The 21,390-nt window shown below is 63.6% G+C and carries 17 protein-coding genes; 5 read left to right on the top strand and 12 right to left on the bottom strand.

Annotation, left to right across the window (positions count from 1 at the left end; all coding sequences use genetic code 11):
* Positions 1-93: 93 nt before the first annotated feature.
* Positions 94-2,004: an ATP-binding cassette domain-containing protein gene (locus H7225_RS12820; RefSeq protein WP_290662407.1), complete on the bottom strand. Its 1,911-nt coding sequence runs from the start codon at positions 2,002-2,004 to the stop codon at positions 94-96.
* 65 nt (positions 2,005-2,069) lie between these two features.
* On the opposite strand from H7225_RS12820, the gene H7225_RS12825 reads away from it, so the two are divergent.
* Positions 2,070-3,974 (top strand): ATP-binding protein, encoded by a 1,905-nt coding sequence (locus H7225_RS12825; protein WP_290662409.1) that lies wholly within the window; start codon positions 2,070-2,072, stop codon positions 3,972-3,974.
* Complete coding sequence (locus H7225_RS12830) at positions 3,958-4,632, top strand: response regulator transcription factor (RefSeq protein ID WP_290662411.1); 675 nt, start codon at positions 3,958-3,960, stop codon at positions 4,630-4,632. The genes H7225_RS12825 and H7225_RS12830 overlap by 17 nt, the downstream gene beginning before the upstream one ends.
* On the opposite strand, the gene gshB is transcribed toward H7225_RS12830, so the two are convergent.
* From gshB to H7225_RS12860, 6 genes are all read right to left on the bottom strand, one after another.
* Complete coding sequence (gene gshB, locus H7225_RS12835) at positions 4,622-5,569, bottom strand: glutathione synthase (RefSeq protein WP_290662413.1); 948 nt, start codon at positions 5,567-5,569, stop codon at positions 4,622-4,624. The two genes, H7225_RS12830 and gshB, sit on opposite strands and share 11 nt — an antisense overlap.
* On the bottom strand, positions 5,566-6,888 hold the full coding sequence (locus H7225_RS12840; protein ID WP_366481509.1) for a benzoate/H(+) symporter BenE family transporter: 1,323 nt from the start codon (positions 6,886-6,888) through the stop codon (positions 5,566-5,568). The genes gshB and H7225_RS12840 overlap by 4 nt, the downstream gene beginning before the upstream one ends.
* On the bottom strand, positions 6,777-8,663 hold the full coding sequence (locus H7225_RS12845; RefSeq protein ID WP_290662415.1) for a potassium transporter Kup: 1,887 nt from the start codon (positions 8,661-8,663) through the stop codon (positions 6,777-6,779). The genes H7225_RS12840 and H7225_RS12845 overlap by 112 nt, the downstream gene beginning before the upstream one ends.
* A gap of 52 nt (positions 8,664-8,715) precedes the next feature.
* Positions 8,716-10,011, bottom strand: coding sequence for a glutamate--cysteine ligase (gene gshA, locus H7225_RS12850; RefSeq protein ID WP_290662417.1), 1,296 nt, complete (start codon positions 10,009-10,011; stop codon positions 8,716-8,718).
* A gap of 142 nt (positions 10,012-10,153) precedes the next feature.
* Positions 10,154-11,689: an ammonium transporter gene (amt, locus tag H7225_RS12855; protein WP_290662419.1), complete on the bottom strand. Its 1,536-nt coding sequence runs from the start codon at positions 11,687-11,689 to the stop codon at positions 10,154-10,156.
* A gap of 102 nt (positions 11,690-11,791) precedes the next feature.
* Positions 11,792-12,130, bottom strand: a complete 339-nt coding sequence (locus H7225_RS12860) for a P-II family nitrogen regulator (protein WP_230182375.1) — start codon at positions 12,128-12,130, stop codon at positions 11,792-11,794.
* Positions 12,131-12,482: 352 nt separating this feature from the next.
* Between H7225_RS12860 and H7225_RS12865 the strand changes: the two genes are divergently transcribed.
* From H7225_RS12865 to H7225_RS12875, 3 genes are all read left to right on the top strand, one after another.
* On the top strand, positions 12,483-14,015 hold the full coding sequence (locus H7225_RS12865) for a YifB family Mg chelatase-like AAA ATPase (RefSeq protein ID WP_290662421.1): 1,533 nt from the start codon (positions 12,483-12,485) through the stop codon (positions 14,013-14,015).
* Positions 14,016-14,077: 62 nt separating this feature from the next.
* The gene (locus tag H7225_RS12870) at positions 14,078-14,962 is read left to right on the top strand and encodes an SDR family NAD(P)-dependent oxidoreductase (protein ID WP_290662423.1); all 885 of its coding nucleotides are present in this window, start codon (positions 14,078-14,080) and stop codon (positions 14,960-14,962) included.
* 2 nt (positions 14,963-14,964) lie between these two features.
* Complete coding sequence (locus tag H7225_RS12875) at positions 14,965-15,438, top strand: copper chaperone PCu(A)C (RefSeq protein WP_290662425.1); 474 nt, start codon at positions 14,965-14,967, stop codon at positions 15,436-15,438.
* Here H7225_RS12875 and lapB read toward each other — a convergent pair.
* The 5 genes from lapB to H7225_RS12900 form a co-directional block, all read right to left on the bottom strand.
* Complete coding sequence (gene lapB, locus H7225_RS12880) at positions 15,432-16,589, bottom strand: lipopolysaccharide assembly protein LapB (RefSeq protein WP_290662427.1); 1,158 nt, start codon at positions 16,587-16,589, stop codon at positions 15,432-15,434. The genes H7225_RS12875 and lapB overlap by 7 nt on opposite strands.
* A 24-nt stretch (positions 16,590-16,613) precedes the next feature.
* The gene (locus H7225_RS12885) at positions 16,614-16,976 is read right to left on the bottom strand and encodes a LapA family protein (RefSeq protein WP_290662429.1); all 363 of its coding nucleotides are present in this window, start codon (positions 16,974-16,976) and stop codon (positions 16,614-16,616) included.
* 9 nt (positions 16,977-16,985) lie between these two features.
* A complete protein-coding gene (locus H7225_RS12890; RefSeq protein ID WP_290662431.1) occupies positions 16,986-17,300 on the bottom strand; it encodes an integration host factor subunit beta in 315 nt (104 codons plus the stop codon).
* Positions 17,301-17,440: 140 nt separating this feature from the next.
* Positions 17,441-19,156 carry a 30S ribosomal protein S1 gene (gene rpsA / locus H7225_RS12895; RefSeq protein ID WP_290662433.1) on the bottom strand — a complete coding sequence of 572 codons (1,716 nt, stop codon included), beginning with the start codon at positions 19,154-19,156 and terminating at the stop codon, positions 17,441-17,443.
* Between the two features lie 165 nt (positions 19,157-19,321).
* The gene (locus tag H7225_RS12900; RefSeq protein ID WP_290662435.1) at positions 19,322-21,382 is read right to left on the bottom strand and encodes a bifunctional 3-phosphoshikimate 1-carboxyvinyltransferase/cytidylate kinase; all 2,061 of its coding nucleotides are present in this window, start codon (positions 21,380-21,382) and stop codon (positions 19,322-19,324) included.
* Positions 21,383-21,390: the final 8 nt, after the last annotated feature.

Consider the following 21,390-nt stretch of genomic DNA (forward strand, 5'->3'; position numbering starts at 1 on the left):
CTGTCGCAGCCGCTGGCGTCCAGCGTTCGCCGGATCACGCGGGCCCAACTGGCCAGAACGGTGTGGCTGCTGACCATGTCGCGCTGCAGGTGCTTACTTGGGGCCCAGGGTCTCCCAGCGGTTCAGCAGGGTCAGCAGTTCTTCGTCAATCGCGCTGATGCGCTCTTGCATGGCCGGCATGCCTTGTGGGTTCTTCTTGTAGATGTCCGGGTCGGCCAGTTGGGCGTTCAAGGACGTTTGCTCGGTCTCCAGGTCGGCGATGCGCTTGGGCAGCTCGTCGAGTTCGCGCTGCTCTTTGTAGCTGAGCTTGCGGGCTTTGACGGCGGTGGCAGCGACCATCGCCGGGGCCACGGCGGCAGGTGACGAGGCGGCCATTGCCACCGCTGCTGGCGGCGTGTTGCCTGAGGATTTGGCATTGGCGTTGGCCAGCGCTTCGGCGCGGCGCGACTGGATCAACCAATCCTGCACGCCGCCTTCGTATTCGCGCCAACTGCCGCCGCCTTCAGACACCACGGTGCTGGTGACGACGTTGTCCAGAAAGCGCCGATCGTGGCTGACCAAAAAGACGGTGCCGGGGTAGTCGGCCAGCAAGTCTTCCAGCAGGTCGAGCGTGTCGATGTCCAGGTCGTTGGTGGGTTCGTCCAGCACCAGCACGTTCGATGGCTTGGCGAACAAACGCGCCAGCAGCAGGCGGTTGCGTTCGCCACCGCTCAAGGTGCGCACGGGCGAGTTGGCACGCGCGGGCGAGAACAAAAAGTCTTGCAGGTAGCCCATCACGTGCTTGCGCGAACCGTTGATCTCGATCCATTCGCTGCCGGGGCTGATGAAGTCGGCCAGGGTGGCGTTCAGGTCGAGGTTGTCGCGCATCTGGTCGAAGTAAGCGACGTTGATGTTGGACCCGATCTTGACCTTGCCGCTGTCGGCCGCCAGCTCGCCCAGGATGATCTTGAGCAGCGTGGTCTTGCCGGCGCCGTTGGAGCCGACCAGACCGACCTTGTCGCCGCGCAAAAAGGTGCCCGAGAAGTTTTTGACGATGTCGCGCTCGCCGTAGCGCTTGTTGACGTCTTCCAGCTCGGCCACGATCTTGCCGCCACGGTCGCCTTGTGAGACTTCCAGCTTGACGCGGCCAATGGTGTCGCGGCGCGAAGCACGCGCGCCGCGCAGGTCGTCCAGGCGCTTGATGCGGGCGGTGCTGCGCGTGCGGCGGGCTTCCACACCCTTGCGGATCCAGACTTCTTCTTGGGCCAGCAGCTTGTCGAAGCGGGCGTTGGCCAGGGCTTCGTCGGCCAACTGGCCAGCCTTGAGGCCTTCGTAGGCTGCGAAGTTGCCCAGGTAAGAGCGCAGGATGCCCCGGTCCAGCTCAATGATTCGGGTGCAGACGTTGTCCAGGAAGGCACGGTCATGGCTGATCAGCAGAACGCTGCCCTTGAAGGCCACCAGCAGTTCTTCCAGCCAGGTGATGGCGTTCAGGTCCAAATGGTTGGTGGGTTCGTCCAGCAGCAGCACGTCGGGCGAGGCCACCAGGGCCTGGGCGAGGGCCACGCGCTTTTTCATGCCGCCAGACAGGGCGCTGAGGGCCAGGTCGGCCGGCAAGGCCAGGTGCTGCAAGGTTTGCTCGACGCGTTGTTCCCAGTTCCAACCGTCGCGCGCTTCGATCTGGGTCATCAGGGCGTCGAGGTCGTCGCCTTCTTGGTGGGCCTCAAAACGGTCGCGCAGTTCGCGGATGTCGCCCAGTCCGAGGCTCACGGCGTCGAACACATTGATGCCGTCGGCAAACTGGGGCTCTTGGGCCACGTAGGCCAGGCGCACGCCGTTTTGGAATTGCAGCACGCCGTCGTCGAGCTTTTCCATCCCGGCGATGATTTTGAGCAGCGAGGACTTGCCCGTGCCATTGCGCCCGATCAGGCCCACCCGTTCACCGGGTTCGAGGGCAAACGCCGTGTGGTCCAGCAGGGCCACGTGGCCAAAAGCCAGGCAGGCGTTGTTCAAAGTCAGGAGGGCCATTCGTTTGGGTGCTTGTGATTCGTGAAGTCGGCATTGTCAGGCCTGCGCCCGCACAATGCGCGGTCATGCCGCCTTTTCTCCTGGATCCACGCTACCGCGCTCGCCTGTTTTCCGCCATGTGGGGGCTGGCAGGCGCTTGGGTGCTGGCCGCCGGTTGGTGGTTGTGGCACTTTCCGGTTGACCGCTGGGAGCGGCAATCCCATGTGATGGAATTGACCGACGCCGAGGCGCTGGCCTCGCAACGCGCCACGCCGCCGGACGAGTGGGACAACTGGTTGCGGGTGAGCCTGCCGCACCGTTGGTCGCAAACGCACCGCGAGCTGACGGGCAGCCTGTGGTACCGGCTGAACGCACCCCTGTCAAAACTGCCCGTCGAGACCTGGGCCGTGTACCTGCCCAAGGTCAGCATGAATGCCGAGGTGTGGGTCAACGGCGTGTCGTTGGGGGTGGTGGGTTCGATGGAGCCGCCCCTCACCGCCAATTGGTACACCCCGCTGCTGTTCACCGTGCCGCCCAGTTTGTGGCAGCTGGGTGACAACGTGGTCGAAGTGCGCGTGAGCGGCGACAGCATCAGCCGCTCAGGATTGGGGCCCGTGTGGGTCGGCTCGGCGCGCATCATGGGCCAGATGTACAGCCAGCGTTGGTGGGTGCAGGTGATGGGCGTGCACGCGGCCAACGTTGGTCTGGTGATGATGGGCCTGTTCCTGGTGGTGCTGTGGATACGCGATCGCAGCCAGAGCGCGTTTGGCTACATTGGCCAGGCAGCGATTTTGTGGGGAATGGGTTCATCGGCCAACATCGTGCCTGATCCCTTTCTGCCCATGGGGGTCTGGGATTCGCTCAGCTTTCTGTGCATCGTGTGGGCCCAGCTGTCCCTGTGCTTGTTCTTTCTGCGGTTTGCCGAGCGCCAATGGGTCTGGGCCGAACGGCTCATCCTTGGCTTCGCTCTGATTGACCTCATCGCGGTGACCTTGATCCCCTCGCAAATGCTGGTGGGCCTGACTTACCTGGCCATCTACCTGTTGGCCTTGGTGGGCTTTGCCCTGGCCCTGTGGCACGCCTACCGCACGCGGCGTCCGGACCGAAACCTGTTTGCATTTGGCTCGCTGGTGGCCATCCCGGCCGCGGCCCATGACGTGGCCTTGCAGTTGAACCAGTTGCCGCTTGAATCGGTGTACATGCTGCCCTATGGCGGCCCGGTGATGGTGGGCTGCATGGCCTTCATCGTGGCCGGCGACTATGCGCGTTCCAGGCGGGCGCTGGCCCATTTGAACAACGACCTGGTGGCCAACATCCACCGACGTGAAGCCGAACTGCGCGTGAGCTTTCAGCGGGTGTCATCGCTGGAGCAAGCCCAGGCGGTGTCGGCCGAGCGCGCCCGCATCCTGCGCGACATGCACGACGGCGTCGGTGCGCACCTGACCACGGCCTTGCGCCAGCTCAATCCCGTCACGCCGCAGGCGGTCGATCTGCGCATGGTGACGCGGATCCTGCGCGAAGCCCTGGACCAGTTGAAGCTGTCGATCGATGCGATGTCCATGCCGCCCGGTGATGTGGTCGGCTTGCTGGCCAGCCTGCGTTTTCGCATGACGCCGCGCTTCAAGGCGGCAGGCTTGTCCCTGCGCTGGAACGTGGATGAATTGCCCGAATGGCCCGGTGGCACGCAGGCGGCCTTGCGCCAGTTGCAATACATCTTGTTCGAAGCGCTGTCCAATGTGTTGCAGCATGCCGGGGCGCAAGAGATCACCTTGCGGGCCCAGAACCATGGCGACCACTTGCTGCTGGTGCTGCATGATGATGGCCGGGGCGTGTCAGGGGCTTGGGCCCAACCCGAAGGCCATGGCTCGCAGACCATGCGCAGCCGGGCCGGCACAATTGGCGCGGGCATCGAGTTCGTGAGCCCGCCGCAAGGTGGCTATGAGGTGCGTTTGAGTTTGCCGATGAGGAGTCCTGATGAGCCACGACAGTGAAGGCGGATTGACGGTGGTGGTGGTTGAAGACAACCCGCTCACCTGCGAATTCCTGGTGTCTTGCATCAACGCACACCCACAGCTGACGGTGGCGGCCTCCTTTGTCACGCTGGCCTCGGCCCGCCAGTGGTTTTCAAAGCATCAATCCGACCTGTTGCTGGTGGACCTGGGCCTGCCCGATGGCAGCGGCCTGACCCTGATGCGCGAGGTGCATGCGCGCTGGCCGCAGTGCGACATGCTGGTGGTGTCCATGTTCGGTGACGAGGTCAACGTGGTGGCCAGCATCGAGGCCGGCGCCGTGGGCTATGTGCACAAGGACGACGAGGCCGCCGACATCGCCGAGACCCTGCTGGCCGTCAAGCGCGGCGCCTCGCCCATCTCGCCCATGATTGCGCGGCATCTGTTGCTGCGCATGCGGCCCGTCACGCCCGATCCGGAACCTGCCGCCGTGAGCCTGTCTCCGCGTGAGCAGGAGGTGCTGCAGCACATTGCGCGCGGGCTGGCCTATGCCGAGATCGCGCGCCTGCAGGGCGTGACCGTGCACACCGTGCAGACCCACATCAAGAAGCTGTACGGCAAGCTGGCCGTGCACTCGCGCAGCGAGGCGGTGTACGAGGCCAACCGCCTGGGCCTGCTCAACGAAACGCTCAAGCGCTGATTTTTGCTTCCAGTGCGTCGACGAAGCGTTTGGCCACGTCAAAGCCCGCTTGCTGCGTGATCTCTTGAAAGCAGGTCGGGCTGGTCACGTTGATCTCGGTGAGCTTGTCGCCAATGATGTCCAGGCCCACCAGCAGCAGGCCGCGCGCCGCCAGGATCGGGCCCAGCGTGCGGGCGATGTGCCAGTCGCTGTCGCTCAAAGGCTGGGCCACGCCCTTGCCCCCGGCGGCCAGATTGCCGCGCACTTCGCCGCCTTGCGGGATGCGGGCCAACGCAAAAGGCACGGGCTCGCCATCGATCACCAGCACGCGCTTGTCGCCCAGGGCAATGGCGGGCAAGAAGGCCTGCACCATGATCGTCTGGGTGCCATCACGGGTCAGCGTTTCGGCGATGCTGCCCAGGTTCAAGCCATCGGCGGGCACGCGGAAGATGCCGGTGCCACCCATGCCGTCCAGGGGCTTGAGGATGATGTCATTGTGCGCAGCATGGAATGCCCGCACCGCGCTGATGCTGCGCGTGACCAGCGTGGGCGCGGTGAACTGCGGAAACTCCAGGATGGCCAGCTTTTCAGGGTGTTCGCGCAGCGCATGGGGGCGGTTGAACACGCGCGCCCCTTCGCGCTCAGCCTGGGTCAGCAGGTGAGTGGTGTACAAGTACTCGGCGTCAAATGGCGGGTCTTTGCGCATCACCACCGCGTCCATGTCGGCCAGCAGCACGGCCTCTTGTTTCAGCACCGTGAACCAGTGGTCGAGGTGGCCCGTCAGCTCGATCTGACGCGACACCGCCTGCACCTTGCCGCCGTGCTGCCAGACCAGATCGTCCTGCTCGCAGGCCCAGATCTGGTGGCCTCGGCCCGCAGCCTCGCGCATCATGGCGAAGGTGCTGTCCTTGTAGGTCTTGAAGCTGTCCAGCGGGTCGGCGAGGAAGAGGATGTTCATGGCGAATCTGCGATGTCGGGGCTGGGAGCCCGCCAGTGTTGCACCAATAAGGCAATGATGCCGGCGACCAGGCCCCAGAAGGCCGAACTGACGCCCAGCAAGCTCATGCCGGACAAGGTCACCAGGAAGGTGATCAGAGCGGGTTCGCGGTGGCGGTCGTCGCGCAAGGCGGTGGCCAGGCCGCCACCAATGGTGCCCAGCAGGGCCAGCCCTGCCACGCCCATGACCAGCGCTGGCGGAAAGGCGGCCAACACACCGGCCACGGCCCCGCCCAGCAGCCCCATGGCGATGTAGAACAGCCCGGACATGATGGCGGCGGTGTAGCGTTTGCTGGCGTCGCTGTGCGCGTGTGGGCTGAGCACGATGGCCGCCGTGATGGCGGCCAGGTTGAAGGCATAGCCGCCAAAGGGCGCCAGCAGCACGGTGGTCACGCCCGACCAGGTCATCAGTGGCGAGACCCTGGGCTGGTAGCCCGCCGCCCGGATGGCCGACACGCCGGGCACCGCCTGCGAGGCCATGGTCACAATGAACAGCGGCAGCCCCATGCTCATGATCGCGTGCCAGGACCACTGCGGCACCACCAGCACCGGCGTGGCCAGTTGCCAGCGCAGCACGTTGGTGTTGAGTTGGCCTTGCAGACCCGCAACCAGGGTGCCGGCCACCAGCACGCCCAACACGGCATAGCGCGTCCACCAACGGCGGCCCACCACATAAGCGCCAAACATGGTCAGCACCAAGGCGGGTTGCAGGGTGGTGTGCGAAAACGCCAGCAGCGCGAACTTGGCCAGGATGCCCGCCAGCAGGGCCGATGCCAGCGAGACGGGGATGCGGCTCATCATGCGTTCAAAGCCCTTGGTCACCCCCGACAGCCACATCAGCACACCGCAGACCAGGAAGGCGCCGACCGCCTCGGGCAGGCTCACGCCCCCGGCTGCCGCCGCGATCACGGCCGCTCCGGGGGTGGACCAGGTGATCAGGATCGGCGTGCGCATCCACAAGGACAGGCCCAGCGTGCTGAGCCCCATGCCAATCCCCAGGGCCCACACCCAGGAGCTGATCTGCGCCGGCGTGGCCCCCAGCGATTGGGCCGCGTGGAAGATCAGCGCGATGGTGCTGGTGAAGCCCACCAGCGTGGCCACAAACCCCGCTGAGACCGCCGCCAGCGAGGTGTCGTGGCGCAGGCGGTGCAGCGATGACAGCAGGGCGTTCAGATCTCGACCTTGGAGCCCATCTCGATCACGCGATTGGTGGGCAGGCTCAGGAAGTCTGCCGCGCCCGAGGCGTTGCGGTGCATGCTGACGAACAGCTTTTCGCGCCACGGCGCCATGCCGCTGCCAATGGTCGGGATGACGATGTCGCGCGACAGGAAATAGCTGGTCTCCATCTCGTCCAGGTTCACGCCATAGCGCTTGATCAGGCTAAGCGCCTTGGGCACGTCAGGCTCGTTCTTGAATCCGAAATGCAGCATCACCTGCCAGCAGTCGTGGCCCAGGGCCTCGATTTGGACGCGTTTGTCCAAGCCGATCCAGGGCACTTCGTGCGCCTTCACGGTGACGAACAGGTTTTGCTCGTGCAGCACCTTGTTGTGCTTGAGGTTGTGCAACAAGGCATTGGGCGTGGTGCCCGCGTCTGCATTCAGGAACACTGCCGTGCCTTGCACGCGGGTGGGCGGGCTGGAAAACACCGCGTCCAGGAACGGCTCCAGGTCGATCGAATCACTGCGCAGGCGTTCGCTGAGCAGTGCGCGGCCTTGCTTCCACGTCATCATCAGGGTGAACATGACCGCGCCAATCAGCAGAGGGAACCAGCCGCCATCGATCACCTTGATGATGTTGGCGCTGAAGAACAGCACGTCGATCACGAAGAAAAAGGTGGTGGCGGCGATGCACAGGGGCAGGGCCAGCCTCCAGGCGAAGCGGATCACGAAGAAGGTCATCACCGTGGTGATGAGCATGTCGATGGTCACGGTGATGCCATAGGCCGCCGCGAGTTTGCCGCTGGAGCCAAAGAAGACCACGGCCATCACGATGCAACCGTACAGCGTCCAGTTGACGAAGGGGATGTAGATCTGCCCGGTGGATTCGACCGAGGTGTGCATGATGCGCAGGCGCGGCAAATAGCCCAGTTGAATGACCTGCTTGGTGACGGAGAACGCCGCCGAGATCAAGGCCTGCGAGGCGATCACCGTGGCGAAGGTGGCCAGGATCACCAGGGGATACAGGGCCCATTGCGGGGCCATTTCAAAGAAGGGGTTGCTGACGTTCTCGGGGTGCGCCAGCAGCATGGCGCCCTGGCCAAAATAGTTCAGCACCAGGGCCGGCATGGCCAACAGGAACCAGGCCAGGCGGATCGGGGTTTTGCCAAAGTGGCCCATGTCGGCGTAAAGCGCCTCGGCCCCGGTGGCGCACAAGACCACGGCACCCAGTGCCACAAAGGCTATTTTGGGGTGCTCGTAAATGAAGATCAGGGCGTGGTGAGGGCTCATGGCCCACAGGATCGAGGGGTTGTCGATGATGTGGATCAGGCCCAGCACGGCCAGCACCAGGAACCACACCGCCGTGATCGGCCCGAAAAACTTGCCGATGCCGCCCGTGCCGTGCTTTTGCACCATGAACAGCAAGGTCAGCACCACCACGGTCACCGGCACCACGAAGCGCTCCAGCCCAGGCGCGGCCACTTTCATGCCTTCGACCGCAGACAGCACCGAGATGGCGGGCGTGATCACCCCGTCACCAAAGAAGATCGCGGTGCCGAAAATGCCCAGCCCCAGCAGAAAATGCCGCAGCTTGGGGTGCTGTTTGACCGCCGTGGAGGCCAGCGCCAGCATGGCGATCAGCCCGCCTTCGCCGTTGTTGTCGGCCCGCAGGATCAGCGTCACGTACTTGAGCGAGACGATGACTGTCAGCGTCCAGAACATGATCGACAAAATGCCGAAGATGCTGGTTTCGTTCAGTGGCAGGTGTCCGTGGGCGAACACTTCCTTGAGCGCATACAGGGGGCTGGTACCGATGTCGCCATAGACGATACCGATGGCCCCCAAAGTCAGCGCTGCCAGTTGCGAGCGGCTGACGGGGGCATTGGAGCTGGTTTGCACGAGTGTTGGGCACGGATCGACGAAGCGCCCATTCTGCCCGCTTATTGCCAGCTTATTCGTAGACTTCCGCGTTGGGGTCTGTTGCTTCCAGCTCATAACTGGCCGCCAACATGGCCAATCGACCAATCACCCCGTACATGTAGAAGCGGTTGGGTGCGCTGGCACCCGGCTTGGCGCCCAGCTTGGGCATGTGGGTGTATTCGGCAAAGGCCAGGGGCACGAAGCTGGAGCCGGGGGCGTTCAGGTTCTCGTCGATGCCGCGGTCGGAATGCACCCGGTAGAAGCCCCCCACCACATAGCGGTCGATCATGTAGACCACCGGCTCGGCCACCGAGTTGTTCATCCGTTCGTAGGTGGGCACGCCCTCCTGGATGATCACGCGGTTGACCTCCTGGTCGTCTTTGAGCACGGACATATTGGTGCGGGTGCGGCGGTTCAGGTCGGTCAGCTCTTTCGCATCGCGCACGGTCATGATGCCCATGCCGCAGGTGCCGTTGTCGGCTTTGACGATGACGAAGGGCTTCTCGTTGATGCCGTATTCCTTGTACTTGCGGCGGATTTTGCCCAGCAGCGCATCGACCTGGGTTTGCAGGCATTCACCGCCGGTGCCATCCTGGAAGTCGACCTCGTCGCACACCGAATACATGGGGTTGATCAGCCAGGGGTCCATGCCCAACAGCTTGGAGAATTTTTTGGCGACCTCTTCGTAGGCCTCGAAATGCTGGCTCTTGCGGCGCATGGCCCAGCCTGCGTGCAAGGGCGGCAGCAGGTATTGCTCGTGCAGATCGGTCAGGATGTCCGGGATGCCGGCTGACAGGTCGTTGTTGAGCAGGATGGTGCAGGGGTCGAAGTGCTTGAGGCCCAGTCGGCGCTTGGTGCGGATCAGCGGCTCAAGCGTGAGGTGCCCGCCGTCTGGCAGGGGCAACTCGACCGGCTCGGTGATGGTCTCGTCCAGGGTGCCCAGGCGCACGTTCAGCCCGGCCAGGCTGAAAATCTGCACCAGGCGCTCGACGTTGGACAGATAGTGCTGGTTGCGCGTGTGGGCATCTGGGATCAGCAGCAGGTTCTTGGCCTCGGGGCAGATCTTCTCGATCGCGGCCATGGCGGCCTGCACGGCCAGGGGCATCATTTCCTGGGTCAGGTTGTTGAAACCGCCGGGGTAGAGGTTGGTGTCCACCGGGGCCAGTTTGAAGCCTGCATTGCGCAAATCCACCGAGGTGTAGAAGGGCGGCGTGTGCTCCATCCATTCCAGCCGAAACCAGCGCTCGATCGCCGGCATGGATTCGAGCATGCGCTGCTCCAGCTCATTGATGGGACCGGTGGGTGCGGTGATCAGGTGTGGAACCATGGGGCTTGTCTTGGTTTGGCGAAGGGGAAGACCCCCATTCTAGAAACATGCAGACGGGTTCTGCGCGCCCAAATGCAAAAAAGGGGCGGCTTGAGGGCCGCCCCTTTGACTATCACGGTGATTGAATCAAATCACTGGTCGATCACTTGTGATAGGCGGTTTCACCGTGGGCCGAGATGTCCAGCCCTTCGCGCTCTTCTTCTTCCGAGACGCGCAGACCGATCACCAGGTCAACGATCTTGAAGGCGATGATCGACACCACCGCCGACCAGACCACGGTCACACCGACCGCCTTGGCCTGGATGATCACTTGGCTGACGATCGAATAGTCTGCAGGTGTGGTCATCGTCACGGTCACCCAGTCGGCCACCGTGCTGGGGCCACCCAGGTTGGGCGAGTTGAACACGCCGGTCAGCAGCGCGCCCAGGATACCGCCCACGCCGTGGACACCGTACACGTCCAGCGAGTCGTCGGCGCCCAGGATCTTCTTCAGACCCGTCACGCCCCACAGGCAGATCAGGCCAGCCAGCAAGCCGATGATCAGCGCGCCGCCGATGCCGACGTTGCCGCAAGCAGGCGTGATGGCTACCAGGCCTGCCACTGCGCCGGACGCGGCGCCCAGCATGGAGGCCTTGCCCTTGAGCAGCGACTCACCCAGGATCCAGCCCAGCACCGCGGCAGCCGTGGCTGCGAAGGTGTTGGCGAAGGCCAGGACAGCAAAGCCGTTGGCTTCCAGCGCAGAGCCCGCGTTGAAGCCGAACCAGCCCACCCACAGCAGGGCGGAGCCCACCATGGTCAGCGTCAGCGAGTGAGGGGTGAACGCTTCCTTGCCGTAGCCGATGCGTTTGCCGATCATGTAGGCACCCACCAAGCCCGCGACAGCGGCGTTGATGTGCACCACGGTGCCGCCGGCGAAGTCCAGCGCGCCCCATTGCCAGATCAGACCAGCTTTGCTGTTCATCTCAGCGACGACGCCGGCGGAGCTGTAGGCGTCAGGGCCCATCCAGAACCAGACCATGTGGGCCATGGGGGCGTAGCTGAAGGTGAACCACAGCACCATGAACAGCAGCACGGCCGAGAACTTGGCGCGCTCTGCGAACGCGCCCACGATCAGGGCGCAGGTGATGCCGGCGAACGTGGCCTGGAAGACCGCGAACACGAGTTCCGGGATCACGACACCCTTGCTGAAGGTGGCGCCGTTGGCGAAAGTGCCTGCGACGTTGTCCCAAATGCCCTTCATCATCAAGCGGTCAAGTCCACCGATGAACTGGTTGCCTTCGGTGAAAGCCAGGCTGTAGCCGTAAACGAACCAAAGCACGACGATGACCGAGAAGGTGACCATGACCTGCATCAGCACGGACAGCATGTTCTTGCTGCGCACCAGACCGCCATAGAACAGCGCCAAACCCGGGATGGTCATCAGGATGACCAACAAGGTGGACACCATCATCCAGGTCGTGTCACCCTTGTTGGGGCCGGGGGCCGGCGCAGCGGCTACCGAAGCAGCTTCAGCAGGCGCTGCGGCGACTTCAGGTGCAGCGGGGGCTGCGGCCGAGGGGGCTTCCGCCACAGCGGTGGCGGTCATGGGTTCGGAGGCTGCGGTGTCTTGGGCGTGGGAGACGCCAAATACACCCAGAGCCGCGAGCCCCAGTGCGAGCGACGCAAGGAGTTTTCTCATGAAATGCCTCTTGGAAAATCAAAAATAGGCCACGGAGACGCGCTTCAAGGCGCACCTCAGGGGTGTCGTCAGAAAGAGGGAGGGGGCGGATGCCCCCTGACCTCAAAGGGCGTCGGTACCGGTTTCGCCGGTGCGGATGCGGATGACCTGCTCAAGCGAGGTCACGAAGATCTTGCCGTCACCGATCTTGCCGGTGCGGGCCGAAGCCTCGATGGCTTCGATCACGCGGTCGAGGATGGATTCGTCCACCGCGGCTTCGATCTTGACCTTGGGTAAAAAATCGACCACATACTCCGCGCCGCGATACAGCTCGGTGTGACCTTTCTGGCGTCCGAAGCCTTTGACTTCGGTCACGGTGATACCTTGCACGCCGATGGCGGACAAGGCCTCCCGCACTTCATCAAGCTTGAACGGCTTGACGATGGCTGTCACCATTTTCATGGGTGGTTCTCCGGTAAGGGTTGTCTGGTGAAAGGATTCGGCAACGATGTCTGCATGATCTGTGCCAACGCGCCAAAACAGGGAGCCGGGACTGCGCTTGTCGGAAAGACGCACCAGTGTGAGTTCTTCCAAAGCTTTTTGCACCTTGTTAGTGCCTGTGTTGCGGCTGTGGCACATCGTGAATTGCCATGCACAAATGTTGTGCGTCGGCCGTGGTGTGGGGTGAACAGCGCCCCCATTGGGGGAAGGGCAACCAGCGGGATGCTCGGCACAATCTGAGCGCACTGGTCGATTGCCGTGGGCCCGCCGGGCCCCGAGCCGGTGCGCCGCCCGCCGGTCCCTTGCGAGTGCCATGTCCCTAGCCATCGTTCACAGCCGCGCCCTGGATGGGCTCAATGCCCCCGAGGTCACCGTGGAGGTCCATCTGGCCAATGGCCTGCCCTGTTTCACCTTGGTGGGCCTGGCCGACACCGAAGTCAAGGAAGCCCGCGAGCGGGTGCGGGCGGCGCTCAGCAACAGCGGCCTGGATTTTCCCTTCAACAAACGGATCACCGTGAACCTGGCCCCGGCCGATCTGCCCAAAGAGTCGGGACGTTTCGACTTGCCCATCGCGGTCGGCATCCTGGCCGCGATGGGCCACATCGATGTCCGTCACCTGGCCGACCTGGAGTTCGCTGGCGAGCTGTCCTTGGGCGGTGAGCTGCGCCCTGTGCGCGGCGCGCTGCCCATGGCGCTGGCCTTGCGGCGTCGGGTGCAGGGCGGTTTGCTCAAGCGTGGCCTGGTGTTGCCGCAAGCCAGCGCCCGCGAAGCGGCCCTGGTGTCGGGCGTGCCCTTGTTTGAAGCCCGGCACCTGATGGAGGTGGTGCAGTCCCTGGTGGCCGATGAAGCGGCCCGGGTGCCCTTGAGGCACGCTCAGGCCGAGGTCATGGCGGCGGCGCCTGCGGGCGGACCAGACCTGCGCGATGTGAAGGGCCAGTCGGCTGCCAAGCGTGCGCTGGAAGTGGCGGCCGCGGGCAACCACAGCTTGCTGATGGTGGGGCCGCCAGGCACCGGCAAATCCATGCTGGCGCAGCGTTTTGCGGGGTTGTTGCCCCCTTTGACCCAGGACGAAGCCCTGGAGTCGGCCGCCGTGCTGAGCCTGGCGGGTCGTTTTGAAGCCAGCGCATGGCGCAGGCGGGTTTTCAGAAGCCCTCACCACACCGCCTCGCCGGTGGCCTTGGTGGGGGGCGGCTCACCCCCCAAGCCGGGTGAAATCTCTTTGTCTCATCACGGGGTGCTTTTCCTTGATGAGTTGCCCGAGTTCCCCAGGGCCGCCCTTGAGGCCCTGCGTGAGCCGCTGGAAACCGGCCACATCACCATCTCGCGCGCGGCCCGGCGCCATGATTTCCCGGCGCGCTTCCAATTGGTCGCCGCCATGAATCCATGTCCTTGCGGGCACCTGGGCAGTCCGCTCAAGGCCTGCCGCTGCACGCCTGACCAGGTCACGCGCTACCAGGGCAAGCTCAGCGGCCCCTTGCTGGACCGGGTCGATGTGCAAGTCGAGGTGCCCGCCGTGTCGCCCGACATCCTGGCGCGGGCCCCTGATGGCGAAACCTCGGTGCAGGTGGCTGAGCGCGTGGCCCGGGCGCGTCAGCGTCAACTGGACCGGCAAGGTTGCGTCAACGCCGTGCTGGACGGCGCGGGGCTGGACAACCTGGCCATGCCGGAACCGGCGGCCATGGCTTTCCTGCAAACCGCCAGTGCGCGTTTGGGTTGGTCGGGGCGGGGCTTTCACCGCGTTTTGCGGCTGGCCCGCACCATCGCCGACCTGGCCGAATCCGACACCATCGGGCTGGCCCATGTGGCCGAAGCGATCCAATACCGACGGGTGGTGCAGGCGCCGTGATCCAAGGGCCTCGTTTTGGAGGATCATGTGGCGCTTGATGACCTGGCTCCAAGGAAACTCACATGAAAACAGCGTTGATCACGGGCGGCAATAGCGGCATTGGCAAGGAAACGGCGCGTGCGCTGGTCGGCCTTGGTTGGCGAGTCTTGATCGCGGCGCGCGATGCCGCCAAAAGCAAGGCGTTGGTGGAGTCCATCCGCGCTGCCAATCCCCGCGCCCAGATTGACTGGTTGTCGGTTGATTTGTCGGATTTCAATGGCATCGAAGCCTTTGCTGCGGAGGTGTCCCACCGCATGCCGGTGATCGACGCGCTGGTGTTGAACGCCGGCTTGTACACGCGGCAATTGACCACCAACCGCGCTGGCATCGAGTTGATGTTTGCCACCACACACCTGGGTCACTTTTTGCTGACCCACCATCTGCTTTCCAATGTGCGGGCCTCCAGCGATGGGCGCATCGTGGTGAGCAGCTCGGTGGCGCAGTGGATGGGTGGCCGGATGGACCTGGATACCATGTGCAGGCCCTCCAGCAGTCAGTTTTTGCAGTGGGCGCCGTTCAAGGCCTATGGCCGCTCCAAGTTGGCCAACATGCTGTTTGTGCGTGAGTTGGCCAAGCGCCTGCAAGGCACGTCGATCAAGGTCAACGGCTTTCATCCGGGCGGGATCAAGAGCGATTTCTGGCGTGATACCCCCGGCTGGGTCACGGCGATGGTTGATCCCTTCCTGGTCTCGGAAGCCAAAGGCGCCAAGACGCAAATTTACCTGGCCTCGCACCAAGGACTGCATCCCACGGGCGAATACTGGTCGGCTTGCAAGGTGCGCCGGGGCAGTCCTGCGAACCGTGATCCAGCCTTGAGCCGCCAGCTGTGGCAGTACAGTGAACAGGTGTTCGGGATCACTAATTTCGGCCAGCCGACCACGGCGGCCCCTCAGATGAAAGCCGGTTGATCATGATGACAAGCAAGCAATCCTGGGCAGCAGCACTGCTGTTAGCCGCAGTGTGTTCGGTCAGCGTGGCGCAAGAGCCGCTGGTTCAGGTCAACGATGCCTGGGTTCGGCAAGCGGTCAAAGGCCAAAGTGGCACGGGTGGTTTCATGACGCTGACCAGCCGCGTACCGCTCACTCTGGTGGGCTTTCGATCGCCCGTGGCGGCGTCAGCCGAACTGCACGAAATGAGCATGCAAGGCGATGTGATGCGCATGCGCGCCATCGACGCCTTGCCCTTGCCCGCAGGCAAGTTGGTCGCCTTGCAGCCTGGTGGGCACCACCTGATGCTGATGGGGCTCACGCGGCCTTTATCGGTGGGTGATCACCTGCAGTTGACCTTGAAGCTGCGCGACGGCAAAGGCCAGATGATCAAGCAGACCATTCGGGTGCCGGTGCTGGCCACCGCACCAGCAGCGACCGCCAGCCAGCCTCACTGATCTTCCAGGCGGCGAGTTGGGTAGGTGTCCCAGCCGTGGCAGCCGGGGCACTGCCAGAAGTAGTGCTGGCTTTCAAAACCGCAAGCCGCGCAGCGATAACGTTGCAAGGGCTTAGCGGCCGTGGCCAAGGCATCCTGCAGGCGTTCGATTTCAGGCACGGTCAAGGGCGCGCCCGTGCTCAGGCTTTCGCGGATCACACCTTGCGCGGCCGACAGCGATGGTTGGTTGCTCAGGTGGTCGATCAGGCGCTGGCGGCGCAGGGTCGGTTCGTTTTGCAAACGATTCAGCGCCGACAGCAAATCCACCGAGGGGGCTTGCTTGTACAGGGCCTCTAGCCGGGCCAGCGCCTCGGCCACGCCATCACAGGCTTGCGCGCTGGTGGCGTAGTCTTGTGCCACCAATGAAAACGCTTGCGGCTGCAGCGCCATCAGCTCGTCCCACACCTTCAAGGCGGCGGCATGCTGCCCCTGGCGCACCAGGCGGTGCCCTTGCATGACCAGCGGACGCGCGGCTTGAGGGGCGGCTTCGCGGGCGCGCACCAGGGCCTGCTCGGCTTCATCATGGCGTCCCCGGGCATCGGCTTCATGCGCCACCTCGCACCAGTGGTGCGCCATGCGTTGGGCGAACGAGCCTGTGCCGGCGGCCTCCAATTGACGGGCCATCTCGATGGCCGGGTGCCAATGGCGTGAGCGCTCGTGCAGCGTCAGCAAGGCCAATCGAGAATCGGTGCTGAAGGCCGTGCCTTCCAGCGCCGTGAAGGCCGTCTCGGCGCGGTCGAACAAGCCGGCCTTCAGGAAATCCTGGGCCAGGGCGTGCTGGGCGCGTTCGCGGTCATCGCGGCGCAAATCACCGCGCGCCAGCAGGTGCTCGTGAACGCGGATGGCGCGCTCGTACTCACCACGGCGGCGGAAAAGGTTGCCCAGTGCAAAGTGCAGGTCGGATGTGTTCGGATCTTGCTGAACGGCTTCGATGAAGGCGTCGATGGCCTTGTCTTGCTGCTCGTTGAGCAAGAGGTTCAGCCCTTTGAAATACGCTTGTGGCGAGGCGCTGTCTTCGCGCTTGATCTGGCGCAGGTCAAGGCGCGACGCTAACCAACCCAGCAGAAAAACGCCAGGCAGGGCCAGCAGCAGCCATTGAAGGTCAAATTCCATGAGGATGCGTGCGGCGCTTGGTGATCACTTGCCGGGCTTGCGCGGGGCAGGCATGTCGGGTGGATGCTGTAACTCGGCCGGCAGTGTGGAGTGGCCGCCCGAGCGGCTGTTGGCGTGGGTGGCTGCCGGGGCCTGGACCACGATTTTTTCTGGCAACAGGCGCAGGCGTTGGCGTGCATCGCGGCGATGCCGCCACCAGCTGGGCACCATGGCCAGCACGCCCACGGCACACCCCAGTCCAAACACCGCCAGGACGATGAAGACCATCGGCGCCTGCGAGCGGTAGCCCCAGAACCATTGCAACTCAACGAGGTGCATGTTGTTCAGGGCAAAGGCAAACAGGACGAAGAACACCAAGCCTCGCAACAACCAGGTCAATAAGCGCATGGGTTTGCCTCAGATTTTTGGGGTGACGTCTGCCGGGGCCTCACCGCGAGCATCCACCGCTTCGCGCAGCGCCTTGCCAGGCTTAAAATGGGGCACCAGTTTTTCGGGGATCAGCACCTGCTCGCCCGACCGCGGGTTGCGGCCCATGCGGGGTGGTCTGCGGTTGATGGAGAAGCTGCCAAAGCCTCGGATCTCGATGCGATGACCATGGGCCAAAGCTTCTGACATGGCGTCAAGGATGGTCTTGACGGCGAACTCGGCGTCGCGCTGAGTCAGTTGGCCAAAGCGCTCGGCCAAGCGGGCCACTAGATCGGAACGGGTCATGAGGGTGTCACGTCAAAAGATCGGGGGCTGTGATGAAAACACGCGGGTCGGAAAAGACAGCAGGGTGTGCTCATCACAACCCCCGCCGGGGTTCTTCGAGAAGAAATTCGGCGGGGATGGATGGTCTCAGAAAAACGGGATCAACCGTTGTTCTGGTCCAACTTGGCCTTGAGCAAAGCGCCCAGGCTGGTGGTGCCGGAACCTTCCTTGGCATCGGCGACGTTCAGACGTTGCAGGGCTTCTTGTTGCTCTGCGCTGTCCTTGGCCTTGATCGACAACTGCAGCGAACGGGTCTTGCGGTCGACGTTGATGATGACGGCGGTGATTTCTTCACCTTCCTTCAGCACGTTGCGGGCATCTTCCACACGCTCGCGGGCGATTTCGGAAGCACGCAGGTAGCCGGTGACGCCTTCGGTCAGTTCGACTTCAGCACCCTTGGCATCCACGGTCTTGACCTTGCCGGTCACGGTCATGCCACGGTCATTGACCGAGGTGTAGTTCGTGAACGGATCGGAATCCATCTGCTTGATGCCCAGGGAGATGCGCTCGCGCTCGACGTCGATGGCCAACACGATGGCTTCGACTTCCTGGCCCTTCTTGTAGTTGCGCACGGCGGCTTCGCCGGGCTCATCCCAAGACAGGTCGGACAGGTGAACCAGGCCGTCGATGCCGGCAGCCAGACCAACGAACACGCCGAAGTCGGTGATCGACTTGACGGGGCCCTTGACCTTGTCGCCGCGCTTGAAGTTGACCGCGAAGTCATCCCAAGGATTGGGCTTACACTGCTTCATGCCCAAGGAGATGCGACGCTTGTCTTCGTCGATTTCCAGGACCATGACTTCAACTTCGTCGCCCATGTTGACGATCTTGTTGGGGGCCACGTTCTTGTTGGTCCAGTCCATCTCGGACACGTGGACCAGGCCTTCGATGCCGGGTTCGATCTCAACGAAAGCGCCGTAGTCAGCGATGTTGGTGACCTTGCCGAACAGGCGGGTCGAGGCAGGGTAACGGCGCGAAACGCCAACCCATGGATCGTCGCCCATTTGCTTCAGGCCCAGCGAGACGCGGTTCTTTTCGGCGTCGAACTTCAAAACCTTGGCGGTCAACTCTTGACCAACCGTCACGACCTCGGAAGGGTGACGGACACGGCGCCAGGCCATGTCGGTGATGTGCAGCAGGCCATCGATGCCGCCCAGATCAACGAAGGCACCGTATTCGGTGATGTTCTTGACCACGCCATTGATGATCGCGCCTTCGCGCAGCGTTTCCATCAGCTTGGCGCGTTCTTCGCCCATCGAGGCTTCCACCACAGCGCGGCGTGACAGCACGACGTTGTTGCGCTTGCGGTCCAGCTTGATGACCTTGAATTCCATGGTCTTGCCTTCGTAAGGACTCATGTCCTTGACGGGGCGGGTGTCCAGCAGCGAGCCGGGCAGGAAGGCGCGGATGCCATTGACCAGAACGGTCAGGCCGCCCTTGACCTTGCCATTGACGGTGCCGATGACGAATTCGCCGGAGTCCAGGGCTTTTTCCAGGGACATCCACGAAGCCAGGCGCTTGGCCTTGTCGCGCGACAGGATGGTGTCGCCGTAGCCGTTTTCGACGGCGTCCACGGCCACGGAGACGAAGTCGCCCACTTGGACTTCGAGCTCGCCTTGGTCGTTCTTGAATTCTTCGATTGGAACGTAGGCTTCTGACTTCAGGCCTGCGTTGACCACGACGAAGCTGTGTTCGATGCGCACCACTTCAGCAGTGATGACTTCGCCCGTGCGCATGTTGGAGCCCTTCAGGGACTCCTCGAACATGGCGGCGAAAGAGTCCGTGCCCGAATAGGCAGCGATTTGTGCTTGAGACATGTTGGAGATTCCTGTGCCGGCTTGTGGCCAGCGGTGCGTCTTCATCGACAGGAACGACGAAGCACGGTTGGGTTGAGAACATGACACCCTGGTTTGCACAGTACAAAGGCAAACCCTGGCGAAAACCAAACCTTCACCGGGCGGCGAAGGCTGAGTGTCACAGCCTTAGTTTGGCTTCACGTCATTGACAACATTGACGTTGGCGTGAGGCCACCCTTCGACCCACCATCCCAACACTGTTTCGGCCGATTGGTCGCTGGTCAGTGCGGAGTTGTCGAGTTTTCGGGCATCTGGTGCAGGCTTCAAGGGCGAGACCGCGCGGGTACGATCCCGCAGGTCGCGCGACTCCAAGTCTGCGCATATCTCTTCAAGGTTAGCAGAAAACCCCTTTGAAATCAATTGCTTATGCCGGCGCTCGGCCCTCTCGACGACGCTGGCCGTCAAAAACACCTTGAGCGCGGCGTCTGGGAAGATCACCGTGCCCATGTCGCGGCCATCGGCCACCAAACCGGGCAGGCCCCTGAAGCTGAGCTGCAGATCGACCAGCGCCTGACGCACGCCGGGGATCGCGGAAATGCGCGAAGCCATTTGCCCAGCTGCTTCCTGGCGCAAGTCTTCACTCACTTCACGTCCGTTCAGCCACACCTGGTGCTCCTCAAAGTGCAGTGGCAGGTGGGTGCCGATCTGACGCGCGACCTTGGTCACGGCGTCATGGTCGTCCGGGTCGATGCCCTTTTCAGTGACCACCAGGCCGGTGACGCGGTAAAGCGATCCGGAGTCCAGGAACTGATAACCCAGGCGGGCGGCCAAGTTGCTGGCCAGGGTGCCTTTGCCAGAGGCTGTGGGGCCATCGACGGTGATGACTGGAATCAAGGCAGGGTGGGTCTCTGCGACCTGGAAGAGCGTCTCGAAATAGTCCGGGAAGGTCTTGCCCACGCAGCGCGGATCCTGGATCCGCACGGAAATGGGCCGGCCGGGCGTGGCGCTGGGGGCCAGCGGGTTGAGCGCCGCCAGCGAAAAGCACATCGCCATGCGGTGGTCGTTGTAAGTGTGGATGCTGGCGTGCTGCCAAGTGGTCGGTGGGGTGACTTCGATGAAGTCTTCGCCTTCGACCACGGTGGCGCCCAACTTGCGCAGCCCGATCGCCATCGCCGAGATGCGGACGGTTTCTTTCACGCGCCAACTGGCGATGTTGCGCAGCCGGGTCGTGCCTTGGGCGTACAGCGCCATCACGGCCAGGGTCATGGCCGCGTCGGGGATGTGGTTGCAGTCCAGGTCGATGGCCTTGAGCGGCCAGGCGCCTCGGCCCACTTCCAGCCAGTTGGGGCCACTGGTGATCTGGGCGCCCATGGCCTGCGCGGCTTCGACGAAGCGAATGTCGCCTTGGATCGAGTCCGCGCCCACGCCTTCAATGCGCAGCGGCTGGTCCGTGGCCGCCAAAGCGCCTGCCGCGATGAAGTAAGACGCCGAGGAGGCATCGGCCTCGACATGGATCTCGCCGGGCGACTGGTAGCGGCTGCCTTGTGGGATGACGAAGCGTTCCCAGCCCTGGCGTTGTACCTGGATGCCAAATCGCGCCAGCAGGTTGAGCGTGATCTCGATGTAGGGCTTGGAGATGAGCTCGCCCTCAACCTCGATGGTCAGCGCCTGTTGCTGTGACACCAGCGGCAGGGCCAGCAGCAGGGCGGTGAGGAACTGGCTGGACACGTCGCCACGCACGCGGATGGGTTGGCCCAGGTTCAATTGGCCGCCTGCTACGCGAAGAGGGGGATAGCCTTCCTGGCCCAGGCACTCGATGTGACAGCCCAAGGGTCGCAGCGCGTTGACCAGGTCGCCAATGGGGCGTTCATGCATGCGGGGCACGCCGCTGAGGGTGTAGCTGCCGCCATTGGCGGCCGACAGCAGGGCCAGGACCGCAGTCAGTGGACGGATGGCGGTGCCGGCGTTGCCCATGAACAGGTCTGCGTTCAATACAGGCAAGTGCCCGGCCAGGCCAGTGATGCGCACCGTGTCGCCGGACTGCACCAGATCGCAACCCAGCAGGCGCAAGGCGTCCAGCATGACGCGGGTGTCGTCGGAGGCCAGCAGATCGTGGACCACCGTGGTGCCTTCGCTCAGGCCCGCCAGCAGCAGGACCCGGTTCGAGATGCTTTTGGAGCCGGGCAGGCGCACCGCGCCACCAATGCCCAGCAAGGGAGGAAGGTCGAGGAATTCAGTCGTGTACATGGAGGGGG

It is taken from the genome of Aquabacterium sp. (assembly GCF_014378415.1).
Lineage (GTDB): Bacteria > Pseudomonadota > Gammaproteobacteria > Burkholderiales > Burkholderiaceae_C > Aquabacterium.